This is a genomic window from Thiocystis violacea (genome assembly GCF_016583565.1).
Taxonomy (GTDB): domain Bacteria; phylum Pseudomonadota; class Gammaproteobacteria; order Chromatiales; family Chromatiaceae; genus Thiorhodococcus; species Thiorhodococcus violaceus_A.
Map to the genome: position 1 here is coordinate 35,770 of NZ_NRRF01000002.1, position 18,394 is coordinate 54,163.

7 protein-coding genes are annotated in these 18,394 nt (G+C 69.9%); all 7 read left to right on the plus strand.

The genetic code is table 11. The features are described from left to right. Positions 1-132: 132 nt before the first annotated feature. The 7 genes from CKO23_RS01030 to CKO23_RS01060 all read left to right on the plus strand — a co-directional run bounded on the left by CKO23_RS01030 (position 133) and on the right by CKO23_RS01060 (position 18,318). On the plus strand, positions 133-3,456 hold the full coding sequence (locus CKO23_RS01030) for a DEAD/DEAH box helicase (protein WP_200327887.1): 3,324 nt from the start codon (positions 133-135) through the stop codon (positions 3,454-3,456). 76 nt (positions 3,457-3,532) lie between these two features. Further along, the gene (locus CKO23_RS01035) at positions 3,533-4,720 is read left to right on the plus strand and encodes a hypothetical protein (RefSeq protein ID WP_200327888.1); all 1,188 of its coding nucleotides are present in this window, start codon (positions 3,533-3,535) and stop codon (positions 4,718-4,720) included. A gap of 218 nt (positions 4,721-4,938) precedes the next feature. Next, positions 4,939-7,719: an RNA polymerase-associated protein RapA gene (rapA, locus tag CKO23_RS01040; protein WP_200327889.1), complete on the plus strand. Its 2,781-nt coding sequence runs from the start codon at positions 4,939-4,941 to the stop codon at positions 7,717-7,719. 136 nt (positions 7,720-7,855) lie between these two features. After that, complete coding sequence (locus CKO23_RS26670) at positions 7,856-8,473, plus strand: ATP-binding protein (RefSeq protein ID WP_369407997.1); 618 nt, start codon at positions 7,856-7,858, stop codon at positions 8,471-8,473. A 147-nt stretch (positions 8,474-8,620) separates the two neighbouring features. Then, on the plus strand, positions 8,621-11,140 hold the full coding sequence (locus CKO23_RS01050) for a putative bifunctional diguanylate cyclase/phosphodiesterase (protein ID WP_200327891.1): 2,520 nt from the start codon (positions 8,621-8,623) through the stop codon (positions 11,138-11,140). A 31-nt stretch (positions 11,141-11,171) separates the two neighbouring features. Continuing rightward, on the plus strand, positions 11,172-13,514 hold the full coding sequence (locus CKO23_RS01055) for a FecR domain-containing protein (protein ID WP_200327892.1): 2,343 nt from the start codon (positions 11,172-11,174) through the stop codon (positions 13,512-13,514). Next, a complete protein-coding gene (locus CKO23_RS01060; protein WP_200327893.1) occupies positions 13,483-18,318 on the plus strand; it encodes a PKD domain-containing protein in 4,836 nt (1,611 codons plus the stop codon). Before CKO23_RS01055 ends, CKO23_RS01060 begins: the two co-directional genes overlap by 32 nt. The last annotated feature ends 76 nt before the right edge of the window (positions 18,319-18,394 follow it).

The window sequence follows — 18,394 nt, forward strand, 5'->3', positions numbered from 1 at the left end:
GGCCATGGACCCCGTGGATCGCGACGCGCGCTGTTGAGAGCCTCCTCCTGAGAACCTCCTCCACGCCTTTCGTTCGTCTCGCGGCACGGTTACCCTGTCGCGTTTTCCCTCCTCGCAAGCAGCAAGTGAACGATGTCGCTTTCGTACCTGACGGATCTGGAAACCATCGAACGGGCAATCCCTCCGGCCTATCTGGAGCGGGGGCAGCGCTACGCGCGCAACGGGAATGTGCTCTCCGCCGACCTCGATCAGGCGCGGACGATGGCGATGGGGCGCGTGCTCGGCTCGGCCGGGCGGGTCTATCAGTGCATCGTGCGCTGCTTTCCATCACCGGACGGTGGGCATGGCATCGTGGGGCAGTGCTCCTGCCCCGTCGGGCGCAACTGCAAGCATGTCGCGGCCGTGCTCCTGGTGCTGACCGAGCGGGCGTCCAAGGACGTCAAGCCCCGCCCGATCGGCGAGCGGCTGCCGCTCGATCTTCAGGGCTGGCTCAATCGCGTCGAGCGGCTTGCGAACCAGGTCGAGGCGACCGACACCCCCTACCGCATCCTCTATCTGCTGCAGCAAGACTGGCAGCACGGGCTGCGCGTGACGACTGTCCGTGCCCTGAAGGCGCGTCGGCTGGCGGAAGGGGGCTGGGGCAAACCGCAGGAGTTCAACATCCTGGGTCAGTCGCGCGCCGATTTCGTCACCTCGGAGGATCAGCGCATCATGGCCCTGGTGCAAGCCAGTCCGCATAGCACTGACCTCCCCAAGCAGGCGCGTCTCGACGGGCACACGGGCGGGGACGCGCTGCAGGCCATCGCCCGCAGCGGACGCGGCTATTACCTTCAGACGGAGGGTCCGCCGCTGCGCTTCGCCGGACCACTGCAAGGCGTCCTCGGTTGGCGCCTGGGCGCGGATGCGCAGATGCGCGTGGTGCTGGAATCGGACCGGCCGGGGCTGGTGCTGCTCGCCTTGACCCCGCCCTGGTACCTGGATCCGCAGAGCGGCGACTGCGGCCCCCTGGAGACCGGGTTGGAGGATCGCGAGGCGGCTCTGTTGACGGCCGCGCCCGCGGTGCCGGCCGGGTCGGCCGAGGCGCTGGGTGAGGCGGCGCGGGCGCGGGTCGCGCGACTGCGGCTACCCATGCCCGAGCCGCCCGCGCGCGCGCGGGTGTCGGCGGCCGCGCCGACGCCTTGGCTCTATCTGCGCAGCCAGGATCTGGTTCAGGCGCAGACGACCCGCTACTGGGGCATGCCGGTCGAACCGCAATGGGTCCATGCCGCCTACCTGCGCTTCGATTACCAGGGAACGGTGACCAGTCCGCATGACCCGGCGGCGAGTCTGCAACGTGTCGAGGACGACAAGCTGCTCCTCGTCGAGCGTGACGCGGCGGCCGAGCGTGCCGCGCTCCAACGGCTCCAGCAGCTCGGCTTCAGCCAGTGCACGGACCCGGACGAGGGCTTGGGTCTGCGCCTCGATCTGGCGGATGACGACGCCTGGATCACCCTGGTCGGGCGCGATCTCCCCTGCCTGAGCGCCGATGGCTGGCGCGTCGAGGTGGATCCGGACTTCCAGTTCCGCCTGGCCGATGTCGGCGACTGGGAGATGGAGATCGACCAGCCCGAGGGCGGGCGTTGGCTGGACGTCGCCCTGGGTATCGAGGTGGACGGCGCGCGCGTCGACCTGCTGCCCCTGCTGGTGAAGATGATCCAAACCCAGTCGGGGGGGCTTGCCGCGGCGCAACTCGCCCAGCTCGACGAGGATGCCAGGCTCAGTCTCCGCCTCGATGACGGGCGTCTCATCATGATGCCCGCGCAGCGGCTCAAGCCGATTCTCGCCACCCTGGTGGAGCTCTACGACCCCGAGCGACCGCTGTCCAAGGATGGCCGGGTGCGGCTGTCGCGCATGCAGAGCGCCCAGCTCGCGGAGCTCGAAGAGGGCGACCCGGCGCTGCGCTGGCGTGGCGGCGAGGCGGCGCGTGACTGGGGGCGACGCCTCAAGTCCTTCCAGGGGCTGGTCTCGGTGGAGCCGCCCGCCGGCCTGGCGGCCGAGCTGCGGCCCTATCAGCGCGAGGGACTCGATTGGCTGCAGTTCCTGCGCGAGTACGAACTCGGCGGCATCCTCGCCGATGACATGGGCCTGGGTAAGACGGTGCAAACGCTCGCGCACCTGCTGATCGAGCAGGCGAGCGGGCGCGCCGACCGCCCGAGCCTGGTGGTCGCGCCCACCAGCCTCATGTTCAACTGGCGGCGCGAGGCCCAGCGTTTTACCCCCGCGCTCAAGGTCCTGCTGTTGCATGGCGCCGACCGCCGCAAGCACTTTGGGACCTTCGATCACTATGACCTGGTGCTGACGACCTATCCGCTGCTACCGCGTGATGTCGACATCCTGATCGCGCAAGAGTGGCATCTGCTCATCCTCGACGAGGCTCAGGCGATCAAGAACCCGCGCAGCAAGGCCGCGCAGGCCGTTCGCAGTCTGAACGCCCGCCACCGTCTGTGCCTCACGGGCACGCCGTTGGAGAACCATCTGGGCGAGCTGTGGTCCTTGGTCGACTTTCTCATGCCCGACTTGCTCGGCGACGAGCGCCGTTTCCGCCGACTCTTCCGCAACCCCATCGAGCGCCAGGCGGACGCGGAGCGCGGCGAGCAGCTGCGCCAGCGCATCGCGCCCTTTCTGCTGCGGCGTACCAAGGACGCCGTGGCGGCCGACCTTCCGCCCAAGACCGAAATCCTTCGCGAGGTGCCGCTGGCACAGGATCAGCGCGACCTCTACGAGACCCTGCGGCTCGCGCTGCACGAGCGGGTGCGCACGGAGGTCGAGCGCAAGGGTATGTCGCAGAGCGGCATCATCATCCTGGACGCCTTGCTGAAGCTGCGCCAGGTCTGCTGCGATCCGCGCCTGGTGAGCTTGGAGAGCGCCCGCGCGGTCAAGGGCTCCGCCAAGCTGGAACTGCTCATGACCCTGCTGCCCGAGCTGCTCGACGAGGGGCGTCGGGTGCTGCTCTTCTCCCAGTTCACCAGCATGCTCGACCTCATCCAGGCGGCCCTGCTGGAGACCGGAATGCGCGAGAATCAGGACTTCGTCAAGCTCACCGGCCGCACCCGCAACCGCGCCATCCCCGTCGACCGCTTCCAGGCCGGCGAGGTCCCGCTCTTCCTCATCAGTCTCAAGGCCGGCGGCAGCGGGCTCAACCTCACCGCGGCGGACACCGTCATCCACTATGATCCCTGGTGGAACCCCGCCGCGGAGCGTCAAGCCACCGACCGCGCCCACCGCATCGGGCAAGACAAGCCCGTCTTCGTCTACAAGCTCCTGACCGAGGGCACCGTCGAGCAGCGCGTCGCCGAGCTGCAGGCCCGCAAGCAGGCCCTGGCCGACGCCATGCTCGCCGGAGGAGGCGCCGCCGTGGGCGGCTTGAGCGCCGACGACCTCGACCTGCTGTTCGCGCCCGTCGAGGATCTAGGATGAGGTGTCGAGCCGAGTTGCGCCCCTGCCCTGAGCTTCGGGGTAGCGCCTCGATGTCCCCCGCCAAAAGGTCTTGATCGTGATCGCCGTCCTCTCTGACCAAGCGCTGCAGCGCCTCGTCGACCGCCTGCTGTTCGAGCAGGGCCGGTTCGAGCCGGTCGAACTGCTGCTCGCCGCCGACCTGCTGGCCTATGAAGACTACGAGGCCTGGCGAACGGGCCGCATCGCCGATCTGCAGGGCGCCCTGCGGGCGGCGCCGACCGAGGTTGCCGAGGCACTGCGGCGAGCGGCCGAGTACGCGCGACGCCAGAAGCTGGAGGCCACCAGCCTCGACTATCGCGGCTGGGGCGCCGAGGACAGGCGGCTCGCCATCGGCCCGGACAAGGCCCTGACGGAGGCCAGCTCGCAGCAATGGGCGCCAGCCGCCGACCGCGCGCAGTTCGATCTCTTCCACGATTCGAGCGCGCTGTTGATCGAGGCGGCCATCAGCCGCGCACTCGCCGAGCGGCGCCTCGACGACGCCCGGGAGAAGACCGCACAGCTCATGCGGGAGAATCCGCGTCATCCGCGGTTGAGCGACTTTCTGCGCCTGATCCAGGCGGTCGACGAACTCGGTCGGTACCAGCCGAGCGCGGGGCCGCGCGAGCAGTTGGTCAACCTGGAGGCCGTCGAGCCCGTGGCGCGCGGCGTGCTCGGCCACCTCGCCCGTGACTTTCTCGCGGGCCTGTGGGCCGCGCTTGCCGAGAGACTGGGTGACCGGCCATTCGAGCCGGCCGCCTTCCAGCTCCATGCCAGTCACGCCTGGGCGCGTGCCGGCCGCTGGGAAGCGGTGCGCGCCTCGGTGGAAGCCGCCCCAGCCTGGGGTGATCAGCCTCGACTGCTGACCCTGCATGCCGAGGCCGCGTGGCGACGCCACGATTTGGCAACGGCCCGCCGGGACTGGATGTGGTTGTGTTGGGAGCATCCCGTGGAGGCCGAGCGCGCCCTCGGCTCCGCGAGCTTTCCCGATCCCTGGCTGGCGCGCCTCTGGCGCGGCTTCCGTGACCTGCACGACCCACTGGACACCGAGGATTTCCCGGCCTGGCTGCTCCTGCACGAATCCATCGGGACAGCGCATCTCCCCGCGGACGAGGCGCCGCCCGACGAGCGCGGTGAGGCCTACCGCCTGCTGGACCGTCTCGCCCATGGCGACGGCGATATCGCGCTCCGCCGCCAACTCGATGAGACGCATCCGGCGCTCCTGCGAGCCTTCCTGGCACGGATCTGAGCGTTCAGATCCGTCCTTGACCGCCGCCCGATGAAATCGTCCCCTGACCGATGCACCCGGGCGACCACCGCCTCAGCCAGCGAGATCCGCCTCTGTCACGCCCGGAGCCAGCGGTTTGATGGGCGCGGTGTCGCGCTGTCCGGCGGCGCTGGGTCGGCATCCTCGCCAGTGCTACACTAGAGCGCTTTGCGATCGTCGTCCGAGTGAGCTTAGAGAAGATGCAAGACTTCGTGCCTGGCCAGCGCTGGCTGAGCGAGACTCAGGCCGAGCTGGGTCTTGGTATCGTCATGACCACAGATGGCCGTTGTGTTCAGATCGCCTTTCCGGCAACCGGTGAGACCCGGCTCTATGCGATGCGTGAGGCGCCCCTGGCGCGCGTGGAGCTGGCGCCTGGCGAACGTATCCGTGATCACCAGGGGCGCCGCCTGTGCGTCACCGCCGCCCAGGTCGACGCTGGACTCATCACCTACATTTGCGAGGATCTGGACGGGCGGATCTGCGCCCTGCCGGAGGCCCAGCTGGATGATCGACTGCGGTTCAATCGCCCCCAGCAGCGCCTGCTCTCGGGGCGCATCGACAGCGATCACTGGTTCTCGCTGCGTTACCGCACGTGGCAGCAGGGCATGCGCGAGGCCGGCTCGCCCGCCTTGGGGCTGGTCGGGGCGCGCGTCGCACTCATTCCCCATCAGCTGCACATCGCGGCCGAGGTCGCCGGGCGCGACGCGCCGCGGGTGCTGCTGGCGGACGAGGTCGGGCTCGGCAAGACCATCGAGGCCGGGCTCATCCTCCACCGCATGCTGCTCACCGGCCAGGCGCGCCGCGTCCTCATCGTCACGCCGGAGCCGCTGCTGCATCAGTGGCTGGTGGAGATGCGGCGGCGCTTCAACCTGAGATTCGCGCTCTACGACCGCGAGCGCTTCGACGCCATCACCGACGCCAATCCCTTTCAGGACGAACAGCAGGTGCTCTGCAGTCTGGATCTGATCGCCGGCAACGCGGACGCCGCGCGCGCGGTCCTGGAGGGGCAGTGGGATCTCCTGGTGGTGGACGAGGCCCACCACCTCGCCTGGTCCGAGACCGAGGCGAGCCTGGAGTACGACCTCGTCGAGGCGCTGGCGCAGGTGACGCCTGGCGTCCTGCTGCTCACGGCGACCCCGGAGCAGCTCGGCCGGGCCGGGCATTTCGGCCGGCTGCGACTGCTGGATCCCGACCGCTTCCATGACTACCGCGCCTTTCTCGAGGAAGAGGCGGGATACGCGCCCATTGCGGCGCTTGCCGCCCGATTGCTCGATGACGAACCCCTGAGCGACGCCGATCAGGCATTGTTGGGCAGGCTGCTCGGGGACGTCCAGGGCCAGGCCCGCGAGGACATCCTCGCCCATCTGGTCGATCGCCACGGGACCGGCCGCGTCCTCTTCCGCAACACCCGTGCCTCGATTCCTGGCTTCCCCGAGCGCCAGGTCATTGCGCATCCGCTCCCGGAGCCCGAGGACTATCGGGCGCTGCCGACCGGGGCATTGGGGCGCCTGACGCCAGAGCGTGCCCTCGACTCGGACTGGACGGCGATCGATCCGCGTATCGACTGGCTCATCGAGACGCTGCGCGGCCTGCGTCCGGCCAAGGTGCTGCTGATCTGTGCGCATGCCCAGACCGTGCTCAAGCTGCGCGAAGCCTTGCTGCGCCGGGCCGGCATCTATGCCGCGGTCTTTCACGAGGGCATGGAGATCGTCGAGCGCGATCGCGCCGCCGCCTATTTCGCGGCCGTCGAGGACGGCACGCAGATCCTCATCTGCTCCGAGATCGGCAGCGAGGGGCGCAATTTCCAGTTCGCCCACCACCTGGTGCTCTTCGATCTGCCGCTGGAGCCCGATCTCCTGGAGCAGCGCATCGGTCGGCTCGATCGCATCGGCCAGACCCAGACCATTCGCATCCATGTGCCCTATTTCACCGGCAGCCCCAGTGAGGCGCTCTTCCGCTGGTATGCCGAGGGACTCAACGCCTTCGAGCACAGCTGCCCGGCCGCCGCCGCCGTGCTCGCCGAACAGCGTTCCGCCGTGCTGGATGTGCTGGAGGGACGCGGCGAGGTCGAGCAGCTGATTGCTCAGACGCGCGTCCTGACCGAGCGGCTCAACGCCGAGCTGGCGACCGGGCGCGACCGCCTGCTCGAAATCCACTCGCACAGATCCGCCGCCGACCTCGCCCTGGTCGATGCCATCGAGGAGATCGACGCCAGCCGGGAGGTCGCGGACTACCTCACCCGTTTCTGGGACGCCTTCGGTGTCGAGCACGAGTCCGGGCCGGGCGGTTCGGTCGTCGTCCGCCCCGGGAGCCAGATGCTCCAGGAGCACTTTCCACGGCTGCCGGAGGATGGCCTCACCGCCACCTTCGAGCGCGCCAACGCTTTGGCCCACGAAGACCGCGAGCTCCTGACCTGGGAGCACCCCATGGTCCGCGAGGCCATGGAGCTGCTCACCGCCTCGGATCTGGGGACCTCCGGGCTGATCCTCATCAAGGACCGGCGTTTCAAGCGCGCCAGCCTGCTGCTCGAGCTGCTCTACGTCGCCGAGTGCACCGCGCCGCCCGAGCTGCAGGTTGGCCGTTTCCTTCCCCCGACCCTGGTGCGGCTACTGCTCGACATCGAGGGCAGGGACCATGCGGCCGAGATCCCGCATGCCACGATCAAGGGCGACTGTCTCACGCGCAACTTCAAGCTCGCCAGGTCCGTCATCACATCCCAGGTGCCGCGCCTGACCGTGATGCTGGAGCACGGCGAGCGCCTGGCGCGCAGCCAAGTGCAGCATCTCGAGCAGGAGGCGACGGCACGGATGCACGCCGTGCTGGGGGATGAGCTGGAGCGCCTGGTGGCCCTGTCCAAGGTCAACCCCACGGTGCGTCGCGACGAGATCGAACGGCTCACCCAGCGACGCGAGCGGCTCGTCGACTACCTCGGCAAGACGCACCTGCGCATCGACGCGCTCAGGGTCATGGTCACCACCTGAGCGGACCCGCTCATCATCCCGGCCACCGACGTGGGCGTGTCGTTCCCGCTGCCTCGTCGGTGACTGCAATCCGCATCCCTTGGTTGCACAGGATCCCTTCGGCATCCGACCTGCGTTAGTGAACGGGTCCCGCCAAGTGGTCCTCAACCTGCTCTCCAACGCCATCAAGTACAACCGCGAGCAGGGTGAGCTGGAGGTGCTCAGCGACATGCGCGGCGAGCGCCTGCGGCTGAGCATCCGGGATGCCGGCCGCGGTATCGAGCCTGCCCGCTTGCCCGAGTTCTTCGAGCCCTTCAGCCGGCTCGGGGCCGACCGCTTGGGTGTCGAGGGGACCGGCATCGGTTTCTCGCTGAGCGAGCAGTTGGTCCGCCTCATGGGTGGGGAGATCGGCATGGAGCGCGCGCCTGGGGTCGGCAGCCTCTTCTGGGTCGAGCTCGACTTCGCCGGGGCTGGCGCAGGCCGTCTCCCAGGCGGTCTCGACCTGAATCATCGCGCTCCAGGAGACGCGCTCCACCTCCCCCAGGGCCGACGCCAGCGAGGGGCAGAAGGTCCTGGTCGTGGACGACGACCCGCTCATCCTCCAGATGGTCGGTCTTCTGCTGCGCCAGCTGGGTATCGACACGCTCTTCACGGCACGCAATGGGAACCAGGCGCTCGAGCGGCTGGCGCGTTTTGGCAAGACGATCGATCTCATCTCGGGGGCGGGGATGATGGGCAGGCAACGCGTCGAACGCCGTCAACCTGTTATTCTTAATCACGGACCTCGCCGAGCGTCCCCTCGGTCCGCTGCGAGCGCTGCCCTCTGTCTGACGGACCGCCCGTCGATTGGGACGTCTCGTTGCGTATGGGGTCTGGGAAATCGCAGTACACTCGTCGCTTGACGACAGCCTGGGAAGGTCGGATGGACAACGATCCCGTGCGGTTATCGGAGCCCTCTTCTCTAGCCCCCCTGCTGCGGCCGGCGAGGGCTCCGGCCGCGCCACGCATGCGGCTGAGCCTGGGTGCCAAGATCCTGGTTTTCGCCGTCCTGCTTGCCGTCCTGCCACTCCTGGCCTCCAGTCTCTCCATGGTGTCGGAGACCAGGGACGAGCTGAAGAGCGCCGTCAACGACAGTCTGCTCGCCGAGGTCACTCAGCTGTTGGACCGAATCCAGGGCGCCATGGCCCCGGCCGTGCAGATCCTCTCCGCGCTGGGTGCGGCGCTGGCCGATCCGCAGCTCGACCCCGAGACCAAGCAGGCGATCCTGGCTGCCGGGATCCGCGGCTCGGATGGCCTGGAGGCCCTGCAGCTCCTCGGCGAGGATCTGCGGCCCGCCTTTTTCCTGGCGCCGGCCTTCAAGGAACGGCTCGACCGCGCCGGCCTCGCCCCGGAGCAGGTTGTGGGTCCTGGGGCGGCACCCCTGTCCCTGGGGCCTGACGCCGCCGGGGTCGAGGTCATGGCGCCCTTCAAGCTCGCCGCCGCGGATCTCTGGCTGGTGCCCATCGCGACGCGCGTGCAGATCCCCGGCGCGGACGCGGGCCGGGTGCTGGTCGGCTACCTCGACGTCACTCCGCTGCATGCCTTGCTCGAACGACACGCCTTCGACGCGAACGCGGGGCGATGGCTCCTGGACGCGCGCGGCCAGCCGCTCTTCGCGTTCGCGCCCCAGCCCCTGGTGTCGGAGTTGATGACGCTGCTGACCAAGGCGCAGGCGTCCGGCGCCCGCTCCTTGTTGGTGACGCCCTATCGGGACGACGCCGGCGAGGACATGCTGGGCGCCGTCGGCACCCTTGAGCAGCCGCGCTGGACGCTGGTCGCGACCCTCTCCAGCCGGGAGGCCTACGGCATCGTCCGCCGCATGCTGCGCGACCTCGGCCTCTGGTTGCTGCTGGGGCTGACGGTCGCCGTGCTGGGCGCGCTGCTGCTCGCCTACCGCATCAGCAAGCCGATCCGTGACATGGCCGCGGTGACCGAGCAGGTGGGTGGCGGCGATTTCATGGTGCGTTTCGAGGGGCCCGAGCGCTGCGACGAGATCGGCACCCTGGGGCGCCGGCTCAACCAGATGATCGAGGGGCTGGCCGAGAGCCATCGCCGGCTCGACCGGCAGGCGCACCATGACTTCCTCACCGGTCTGCCGAATCGCCGCTTCATCCTCAAGCATCTCCAGCAGCTGGTCGCGGATCCACAGTGGCGGCAGGCGGGTGTCGCGCTCCTCTTCATCGACCTCGACCGCTTCAAGGCCGTCAACGACAGTCTCGGCCATGCCGTCGGCGATCAGCTGCTCAAGATGGCGGCGAAGCGCCTGGTGGACTGCGTGGATGATGTCTCCACGGTGGCGCGTCTCGGCGGTGACGAGTTCTTGATCGTGCTGTGCGGCCTGCGCGAGGAGGCGGCCATCGCCGCGGTCGCCAGGGCGCTGATCCAGGCCATGAGCGAGCCCTTCCATTTGATGGACTACGAACTCTATGTCGGCGGTACCATCGGCATCAGCCTGGTGCCGGAGGAAGGCGCGGAGGTCGCCGAACTGCTGGATATGTCCGACATGGCGATGTACTGGGGCAAGGAGCGGGGGCGTGGCCACTTCCAATTCTTCAGCGCCGACCTCAAACGCCGGGCCGTCCGCAAGCTCGCGCTGGACAGCCAGCTGCGCAAGGCGCTGGAGCGCGACGAGCTCGAGGTCTACTACCAGCCGCAGGTGGAGCTGGGCCACGGCCGCATCGTCGCCACGGAGGCCCTGATCCGTTGGCCGGATCGCAGGGGCGGTTTCGTCGCCGGTCCGACCGAGTTCATCGCCTTGGCCGAGGAGACCGGGCTCATCGTCCCGATCGGCAACTGGGTCATGGAGCGGGTGTGCCGCCAGGTGCGCGAGTGGCAGCTGGCGGGTCTGCCCACGCTCGACGTCTCCATCAATGTGTCGGCCATGCAGTTCAGGCGGCAGGACTTCTTCGAGCAGGTCTGCCAGACTCTCGAATGCGCCAACCTCGACGCCCGTCATGTCGGGCTGGAGCTGACCGAGGGGGTCTTGCTGGAAGACACGGAGCGCGCCATCCGACTCATGTCGATGCTCAAGGAAATGGGTGTTCAGATCATGATCGACGACTTCGGGACCGGCTACTCCTCCCTGGCCTATCTGCGCCGCTTTCCGCTGGATTACCTCAAGGTGGCTCAGGAGTTCGTCACGGGGATCGGCAGCAATTCCCACGATGCCGCCATCGTGGGCGCGGTGATCGCCCTGGCGAAGAGCCTGGGCTTGAAGATCATTGCCGAGGGTGTGGAGACGGGCGAGCAGCTCGCATTCCTCAGCGAGCGCGATTGCGATCTCATCCAAGGTTTCTACTTCGGCCGTCCGGTCGCCGCGATGCGCTTCCAGGAGCTGGTCAGCGGCGAGGCGCGGCACCAGACGATCATGCCCCGGGCGCGCCAGTCCGGGGGCACCGGCTGACGCCTGCCTTGGGCAGCCTGACAGGATGCACATGACTCAGCATCGGACGCTTCTCCTGCTTTGCCTCCTCTGCTGGCCGCTGACCCAGTGGGTCGCCGCGGCCCCGCCCGAGAGCGTCTCTGTCCTGGTGGAGCCGGGCACCAACCTGCGCACGCTGGCCGAGCGCTATCTGGATGACGCGGATGCCTGGCCCGAGATCCTCCGCGCGAACGGGCTCGACGCGGTCGATCAGCTGCAGCCGGGCACCCAGCTGCGCATTCCGGTCGCGGCCAGTCTCGAACTCGCGCGCGCCCTGACCGAGCTGCGCCAGCTCATCTATCGAGCCACCGCGGCCGGCGCGCTCGTCTTTGCGGACCACATGATCGAGGCGGCCCTCTCGAACCAGGCGGCGGCCGCCAGCGCGCGGAGTGCGGCGACCCTGGAGGAGGCCAGGCAACTGGCGGAGCAGGGGATCCGCGCGGCCAGGAGCGCCCTGACGCTGAGCCTCGCGAATCGGGATCTCGCCGCGCAGGCCGTGCTGGACAGCGCCGGCGGACGGGTCGAGCGGCGCCGCCCGGCCGAGCTGGACTGGAGCGCGATCGCCGTCGATACCCTGCTTGCCGAGGAGGAGCGCCTGCGCACCCTCTCGGCGTCGTTCGCCGTCGTGCGTTTTCGCGACGCCAGCACACTGCGTATGGGCGAGCAGGCTCAGCTGGCGATCCGCCGCTTGCGCGAGGACCGACTGACCCGGCGCGAGGAGGTCGGCGTCATCCTCTACGGTGGCGACGTGCGCGCGCTCATGGGCGCGGGGGCCAGCCGCCAGACGCTCAGTGTGACGGCCGAGGGTGTCGAGACGGCGGCGACGTCCAGGGACTACTGGGTCCAGAAGACGCCGGAGACCACGCGCTTGGCGAACTTCGACGGCGAGCTCGCCATCACGGCCGAGGGCAGTACCGTGACCCTGGGCCGCAACCAGGGAACCCTGGTCGCGCCGAGCAAGCCGCCGCTGGACCCCGTCGATCTGCTGGAGCCCCCCGCGCTGCTTGGTCCCGAGGATGGCGCGGCGCTGTTCGGGATCGAGGCCGAGCTGCGCTGGTCCGAGGTGGCGGGCGCCGCGGCCTACTGGGTGGAAGTGGCGCGCGACCCTGAATTCACCGCGCTGGTCCTGAGCGAAACCCACGTGATGGGGATGCACTTCGCACTCGGGCTGGGTGACGAGGGGCTCTACTACTGGCGCGTCGCCTCGGTCGACCACTCGGGCCTGCCCGGCGCGGCGGCGCCCGCGCGGCACTTCCAGAAGACCCGTGACGAGACGCCGCCCTACCTGCTCGTGCGGCAGCCCGGCGCCGGGCTGCGGACGGACGACCCGGCGCTCGTCGTCGAGGGCCGCACCGAGGTCGGCGCCAGTCTCTCCATCAACGGCGTGGCCGTCCCGTTGGGGCCGGACGGAGAGTATCGCCATACCCTTCAGCTCACGCCGGGCGTCAACCGGGTGGAGTTCGAGGTGCGTGATCGGGCCGGAAACCTGCGTCGGCTGGAGCGTGTCGTCCATCTGCGGCCGCAGGGCGAACTCCCCCTGACGCTGGCGCCGCAGACGCCGCGCGACGCCGCCGGCCAACTGCTCGCGAGCCGGCCCTGGCTGACGCTTGAGGGCCAGGCCCCGCCGGGCTCCGCCGTGCGTGTCACCACCCCCAAGGCGGCTGCCTTCGTCGCTGCCGGGATCGCCGACGCCGCTGGCCGCTTCGGCGTGATGCTGCATCTGGATGCGCCATTGACGCACTTCGAGCTGTCGGCCGAGGGGCCGCAGGGGCAGCGGTATCAGGAGACCTTCGCGGTGGTCTTGGATCGGACGCCACCCCGCATCCGCCTGGACGCCGAGCCGCCGGATCGCAGCGCCGCGACCAGGCTGAGCCTGAGCGGTCAGGTCGAAGACGGCGAACGGCTCTCGCTCGGCGATCGCGAGGTGCAGCTGCAGGCGGGCGGGCGCTTCTCGCTCGATCTCGACCTGCAGCCTGGGGTCAATGACTTGACGCTGATCGCACGCGACCGGGCTGGCAATGCCGTGCGCTGGGAGCGCAGCGTCGTGCTCGACCAGGAGCCGCCTCGACTGGAGACCTATCGTCTGGTCGACGAGCAGCAGGGCGCGCAGTCTGTGCTGCTGGTCGAGATCGAGGCGCGGGACGAGAGCGGGCTGGTCGCCGCGGTGCCCTATCGGATCGAGGCCGGCAGCCTGGTGCGTGAGGGCATCGCCCAACGCTGTGCGGACAGGGTCTGCCACAGGGACAGGCTCGTGCTGCCCGCCGGGCAGGCGCGGCACGCCCGCCTCAGTGCCGTGATTCTGCAGGATTATCTCGGGAATCGTCGTGAGGTTCGGCTGGATGGTCGCGAGGATTAGAGGTCCCTTTCTCTTGGCGCTGGCGCTCTGCGCGAGTGCCCTCCCTGCCGCGCCGGTCCGGCTCGTCACCTTCGGGCCGGAGGCGGCGCCGGGCAAGGGCGACGACGACTACTCCGAAGAGCTCTTCCTGCGGGTGCCGAGCGATCTCACGGGTCCGCTCGATGTCCAGCTCTTCGACCCGGACGTCGGCGGGAGCGAGGACGAGCCCAACGGCAACTGGAATACCCGCACGCGATTCACCCTCTTCGGCGGCGCGGGTGCCGCGCGCACCGGCGGCGGCGAGCGCCTGGCCGAGGCGGTCTTCGGCGAGGATCCGGGCCTCGACGGGCGTTGGCGCCGACTCGCACGCATCGACCCGCGGCAGGGCGACGCGGATGGCGATGTCTCCGTCTTCAGGCTGCTGGTTCAGGGCGTCAGCGGGGACGATGGCAATCTCTACGACATCCAGGTGCGCGCGGCTGGGGATGCGCAGGAGCGTCCAGCGACCGGGGTGGAGATCCTGGACGTCCGCCCGGCGCTCGCGGTCCCGCCGGATCCGACGCGCTTCGCGGAGGCGAGGCTCCAGGTCCCGGTTGGCACCAGGGCGCTCAGCATCCGCGGCTTCGACCTCGACCGTGCCCGCGCCCTCCTGGAGATGCCCTTCGTCGCGGCCAAGACCCTGCGCTCCTCGGGGGACGCGCGCTGGCAGCAGGACGAGATCGAGATCCCCGCCGACGCCTCGCCGCCAGCGGCCGCCGTCCTCATCCGGGGCGGCCGCACCCTCTTCAACGACCTCGTTCTGGAAGTCGCGGACCAGGACGGCCGTCCCCTGGCGTTCCGGCTTCCGGTGCGGATGGTGTCCGAGCCGATTCTGCCGAGACCCAGCATCGACTTCACCTTTCAGCCGGATTGCCGCTCCGTCGCCTTCGATGGCGGCGCTTCCGAGGGCGTGGACGACCACTTGACCGACTACCGCTGGGACTTCGGCGACGGCCGCCAGGGCGCGGGGGCGCGTATCGAGCACGGCTACGACCAGCCAGGTACCTATGAGGTCGCCCTCACGGTCATCGACGATTCGGGGCGGGCGGCCGATCGCGCGCGCACCCGCGCCCAGGTCAAGATCAATCGGCCCCCGCAGGCCGTGCCCGGTCCACGGCGAACGCTCGCGCCCGGTGAGCGGGCGGACTTCGATGCCGGGGCATCGCGCGATCCCGACGGCCGACTCATCGGCTATCGCTGGGACTTCGGCGATGGCAGCGGCGCGGGCGGGCGGGAGGCCAGTCACAGCTACGCCCAGCCCGGCCGCTACCCGGTGACGCTGAGCGCCGAGGATGACGGACCCGGGCCTTGCACCCAGTCGGAGGCCAAGACCCAGGTCTGGGTGAATGCCGCCCCGCTGCCCGAGGCCGGGCCGGATCAGGTCGTGGCGGTCGGCGAGCCGGTGCGCCTCGACGCCGGGGCCAGCCGCGACCCGGATGGCAAGATCCAGGGCTACCGCTGGGACTTCGGGGACGGTGCCGCCGCCGATGGCGCGCGCGTCGAGCACGCCTATGAGCGCCCAGGCCGCTACCAGGTCGTGCTGACGACGACCGACGATGCCGGTGTCGGCAACAGCGAGGCACAGGATCGGCTCGGCGTCTGGGTGAACGCCCCGCCCGTCGCCGCCGCCACGGGTGCGGAGCGCGGCGCCGTCGACGAGCCGCTGAACTTCGACGCCGCCGCCTCCCAGGACCCGGATGGCGCGCTGATCGAGCACCGCTGGGACTTCGGCGACGGCGCGACGGCCGAGGGCGTGACAGTCGTCCACCGCTATGCGGCACCGGGCACCTATGTCGTCACGCTGCGGGTCCGCGACGACTCCGGGGCCAGCTCGGCGGTGGACGAGACCCTGCTGAAGATCGTCGTCAATGATCCGCCGGTCGCGGACGCCGGTCCGGATCAGTGGGTCACCGCGAGCGAGGTCCGCTTCGATGGCGGCGGCTCGCGTGATCCGGATGGCCGGATCCAATCCTGGCGGTGGGACTTCGGCGACGGCGAGAGCGGCGAGGGCGCGACGCCAAGGCACGTCTATGCGGCACCTGGCACCTATGCCGTCAGGCTCAGTGTGACGGACGATTCCGGTACCCCCTCGGCGACGACCGAGGACGGCATGCAGGTCCGCCTCAATGAACGGCCGGTGGCGGATGCCGGACCGGACCAGCTCGGCGTGCCCGGCCAGACGCTGACCTTCGACGGCGCCGGCTCCTTCGATCCGGACGGCCGCCTGGTCGAGTATCGCTGGGACTTCGGCGACGGCTCGGGCGCGAGCGGGGTCCGGGTCACGCATGTCTACGACAGGCCCGGTCGCTACGATGTGGGCCTCGAGGTGCGCGACGACTCGGGCCACGCCACGGCCTTCGCGACGGCGGATGCGCTGGTGCGCATCAACGCGGCGCCCGTCGCCGTCGCCGGGCCAGACCAGCTGGTCGCGCCCGGCGACCCGGTCTGGCTGGATGCGGGCGCTTCCTATGACCCGGACGGTGAGATCCGCTCCGCTGTCTGGCGTCTCGACGACGCCGACCCCATCGCAGCGCCCAAGGCCGAGCTGAGCTTCGACACGCCCGGTGTCGTCACGGCCAGGCTCGAGGTGACGGACGATAGCGGCGCGGCCAACGCACGCAGCCAGGGCGCGCTCAGTATCCGCGTCAACCATCCGCCGAGCGCCGTGCTCGCCCCGCGTATCGACCAATGCGAGCTGCGGGTGCGGCTCGACGGCAGCGACTCCTCCGATCCGGATGCGGATCCGCTGCGCTTTCTCTGGGACTTCGGCGACGCGAGCCCGCCCGGGCACGGCGCGCGGGTCGTCCACCGCTTCGCGCAGGCTGGGCGCTATCCCGTGACCCTGAGGGTGGACGACGGGACCGGGCTCGCGAACGCCACGGACAGCGCGGCAGCGGAGATCTGGATCCACCGCCCGCCGGTCGCCGTCGCCGAGGCGCCCGATCTGGTGTGCGCGGGCGATCTCGTCCTCTTCAACGGCACGCGCTCGCAGGATCCGGACGGCGGCCAGCTGCTCTACGCCTGGGACTTCGGGGACGGCTCATCGGCGCAGACGGTGAGTCCCGTCAAGCGCTATGACGCCGGCGGACACTATGCCGTCACCCTCGGCGTGCAGGACGACTCGGCCCTGTCCTGCAACCGGGCTCAGGCGCGTATCGGCCTGACGGTCGTGGATGCGCCGGTTGCCGTCGCGGGCGAGGACAGGCGTGTCTGCGCGGGTCAGCCGATCACCTTCGACGGCACCGCCTCGCGCGACTTCGACGGCGTCGTCAACGCCTATCAATGGGATTTCGGTGACGGCGAGCAGGGCGGCGGCGCTCAGCCGACCCATCTCTATGCGGGTGCCGGCGACTACCGCGTCACGCTCACCATCACCGGGGATCGGGTCGGGGATTGCAGCAACCGCAACAGCGACCAGCTCCAGGTGCGGGTCCTGCAAGCCCCGCGGGTCGCGATTCGCGGGCCTGTCGCCGTCCCCGTCCAGCACGAACTCGCGCTCCAGGCCGTCCCCGCCGATGACCAGGCGGGCGAGCTGGATCCTGGTCTCTCGGTGCGCTGGGACTTCGGCGACGGCTCGCGGGGCGAGGGCGACAGGGTCACCCATGCCTACGCCACGGCCGGGCGTTATCAGGTCGTACTCAGCGTCGACGACGGCCTCGGTGGGCTCTGCAGTCAGACCCGGCGATTGCATTCCGTCTTGGTGAACGCCCCGCCCGAGGCGGTCGCGGGGCCGGATCTGCAGGTCGCCCAGGGCGAGCCCCTGGTCCTGGACGGTTCCGCCAGCCTGGACCCGGATGGCGTGATCAAGGGCTATCGGTGGGACTTCGGCGACGGCGCGCGGGGCGAGGGGGTTCGGCTCACGCATCGCTACCAGACGCCGGGCGTCTACACCGTCGAGCTGAGTGTGACGGACGACTCCGGGCTCGCCAACGCGGCGGACAGCGATCGGCTGGAGGTCCGGGTGAATGCGCCGCCCGTGCCGCGCATCGCCGTCAGTCCGGCGGCGCCCTGTCCCGACGAGGAGGTCGGCGTGGATGCCGGCGCCTCGACCGACCCGGACGGGAGCCTGACGGCCTGGGTCTGGGACTTCGGCGACGGTGCCCGCTGGGAGGGTGTGCGTGCCGCGCATCGCTATACGCAGCCCGGACGCTACAGCCTCAGCCTCGCGCTATCCGACGACAGCGGGCTCGCGAACGCCACGGCGACGGCCGTGCGCGACATTCAGGTCAATCGGGCGCCGATCGCCGCGATCCGCCGCCCGCTGAGCGCATGCCCCGGCCAGTCGATCGGATTCGACGCCTCGGATTCGCTCGACTCCGACGGCCGCATCACCGGCTACGACTGGCGCTTCGGGGATGGCGACCAGGGTGTCGGCGCCACCGCGACGCACAGCTACGCCGCCGTCGGACGCTATCCCGTCGAGCTGATCGTGACCGATGATTCGGGGAGTGGCTGCGCGCGTGGCCGCGCCCTCGCGGAGGCGGTCGTCAACGCCGCCCCGACGGCGCGGATTCAAGCCTCGTCCGAGGTGGCCTACCTGGACGGCGCCCACGAGGCCATCCAATTCGATGCCACCGCCTCCAGCGACCCGGACGCCGACCCGCTCGTCTACCTCTGGGACTTCGGCGACGGCGGCAGCGGGCGCGGACCCAAGGTCGCCCATCGCTTCACCCAGGCGGGACGCTATCAGGTGACCTTGAGGGTCAGGGACGACTCGGGAACGGACTGCGCGGAGGCCACGGCTCAGACCCAGATCCGCGTCGAAGACGCGCGACCGGCCCCTTGATGCCGACGCCCGCGCTTGAGCCTGCACTCGCCCGCCGCTAGCATGCCGGCCCAACCTCGCATCGCCCGCGTCCGCC

Bases quoted from the DNA above. Each gene is read 5' to 3' on its own strand.
- CKO23_RS01030 (WP_200327887.1), top strand. From the start codon at position 133: ATGTCGCTTTCGTACCTGACGGATCTGGAAACCATCGAACGGGCAATC.
- rapA (WP_200327889.1), top strand. From the start codon at position 4,939: ATGCAAGACTTCGTGCCTGGCCAGCGCTGGCTGAGCGAGACTCAGGCC.
- CKO23_RS01050 (WP_200327891.1), top strand. From the start codon at position 8,621: ATGGACAACGATCCCGTGCGGTTATCGGAGCCCTCTTCTCTAGCCCCC.
- CKO23_RS01055 (WP_200327892.1), top strand. From the start codon at position 11,172: ATGACTCAGCATCGGACGCTTCTCCTGCTTTGCCTCCTCTGCTGGCCG.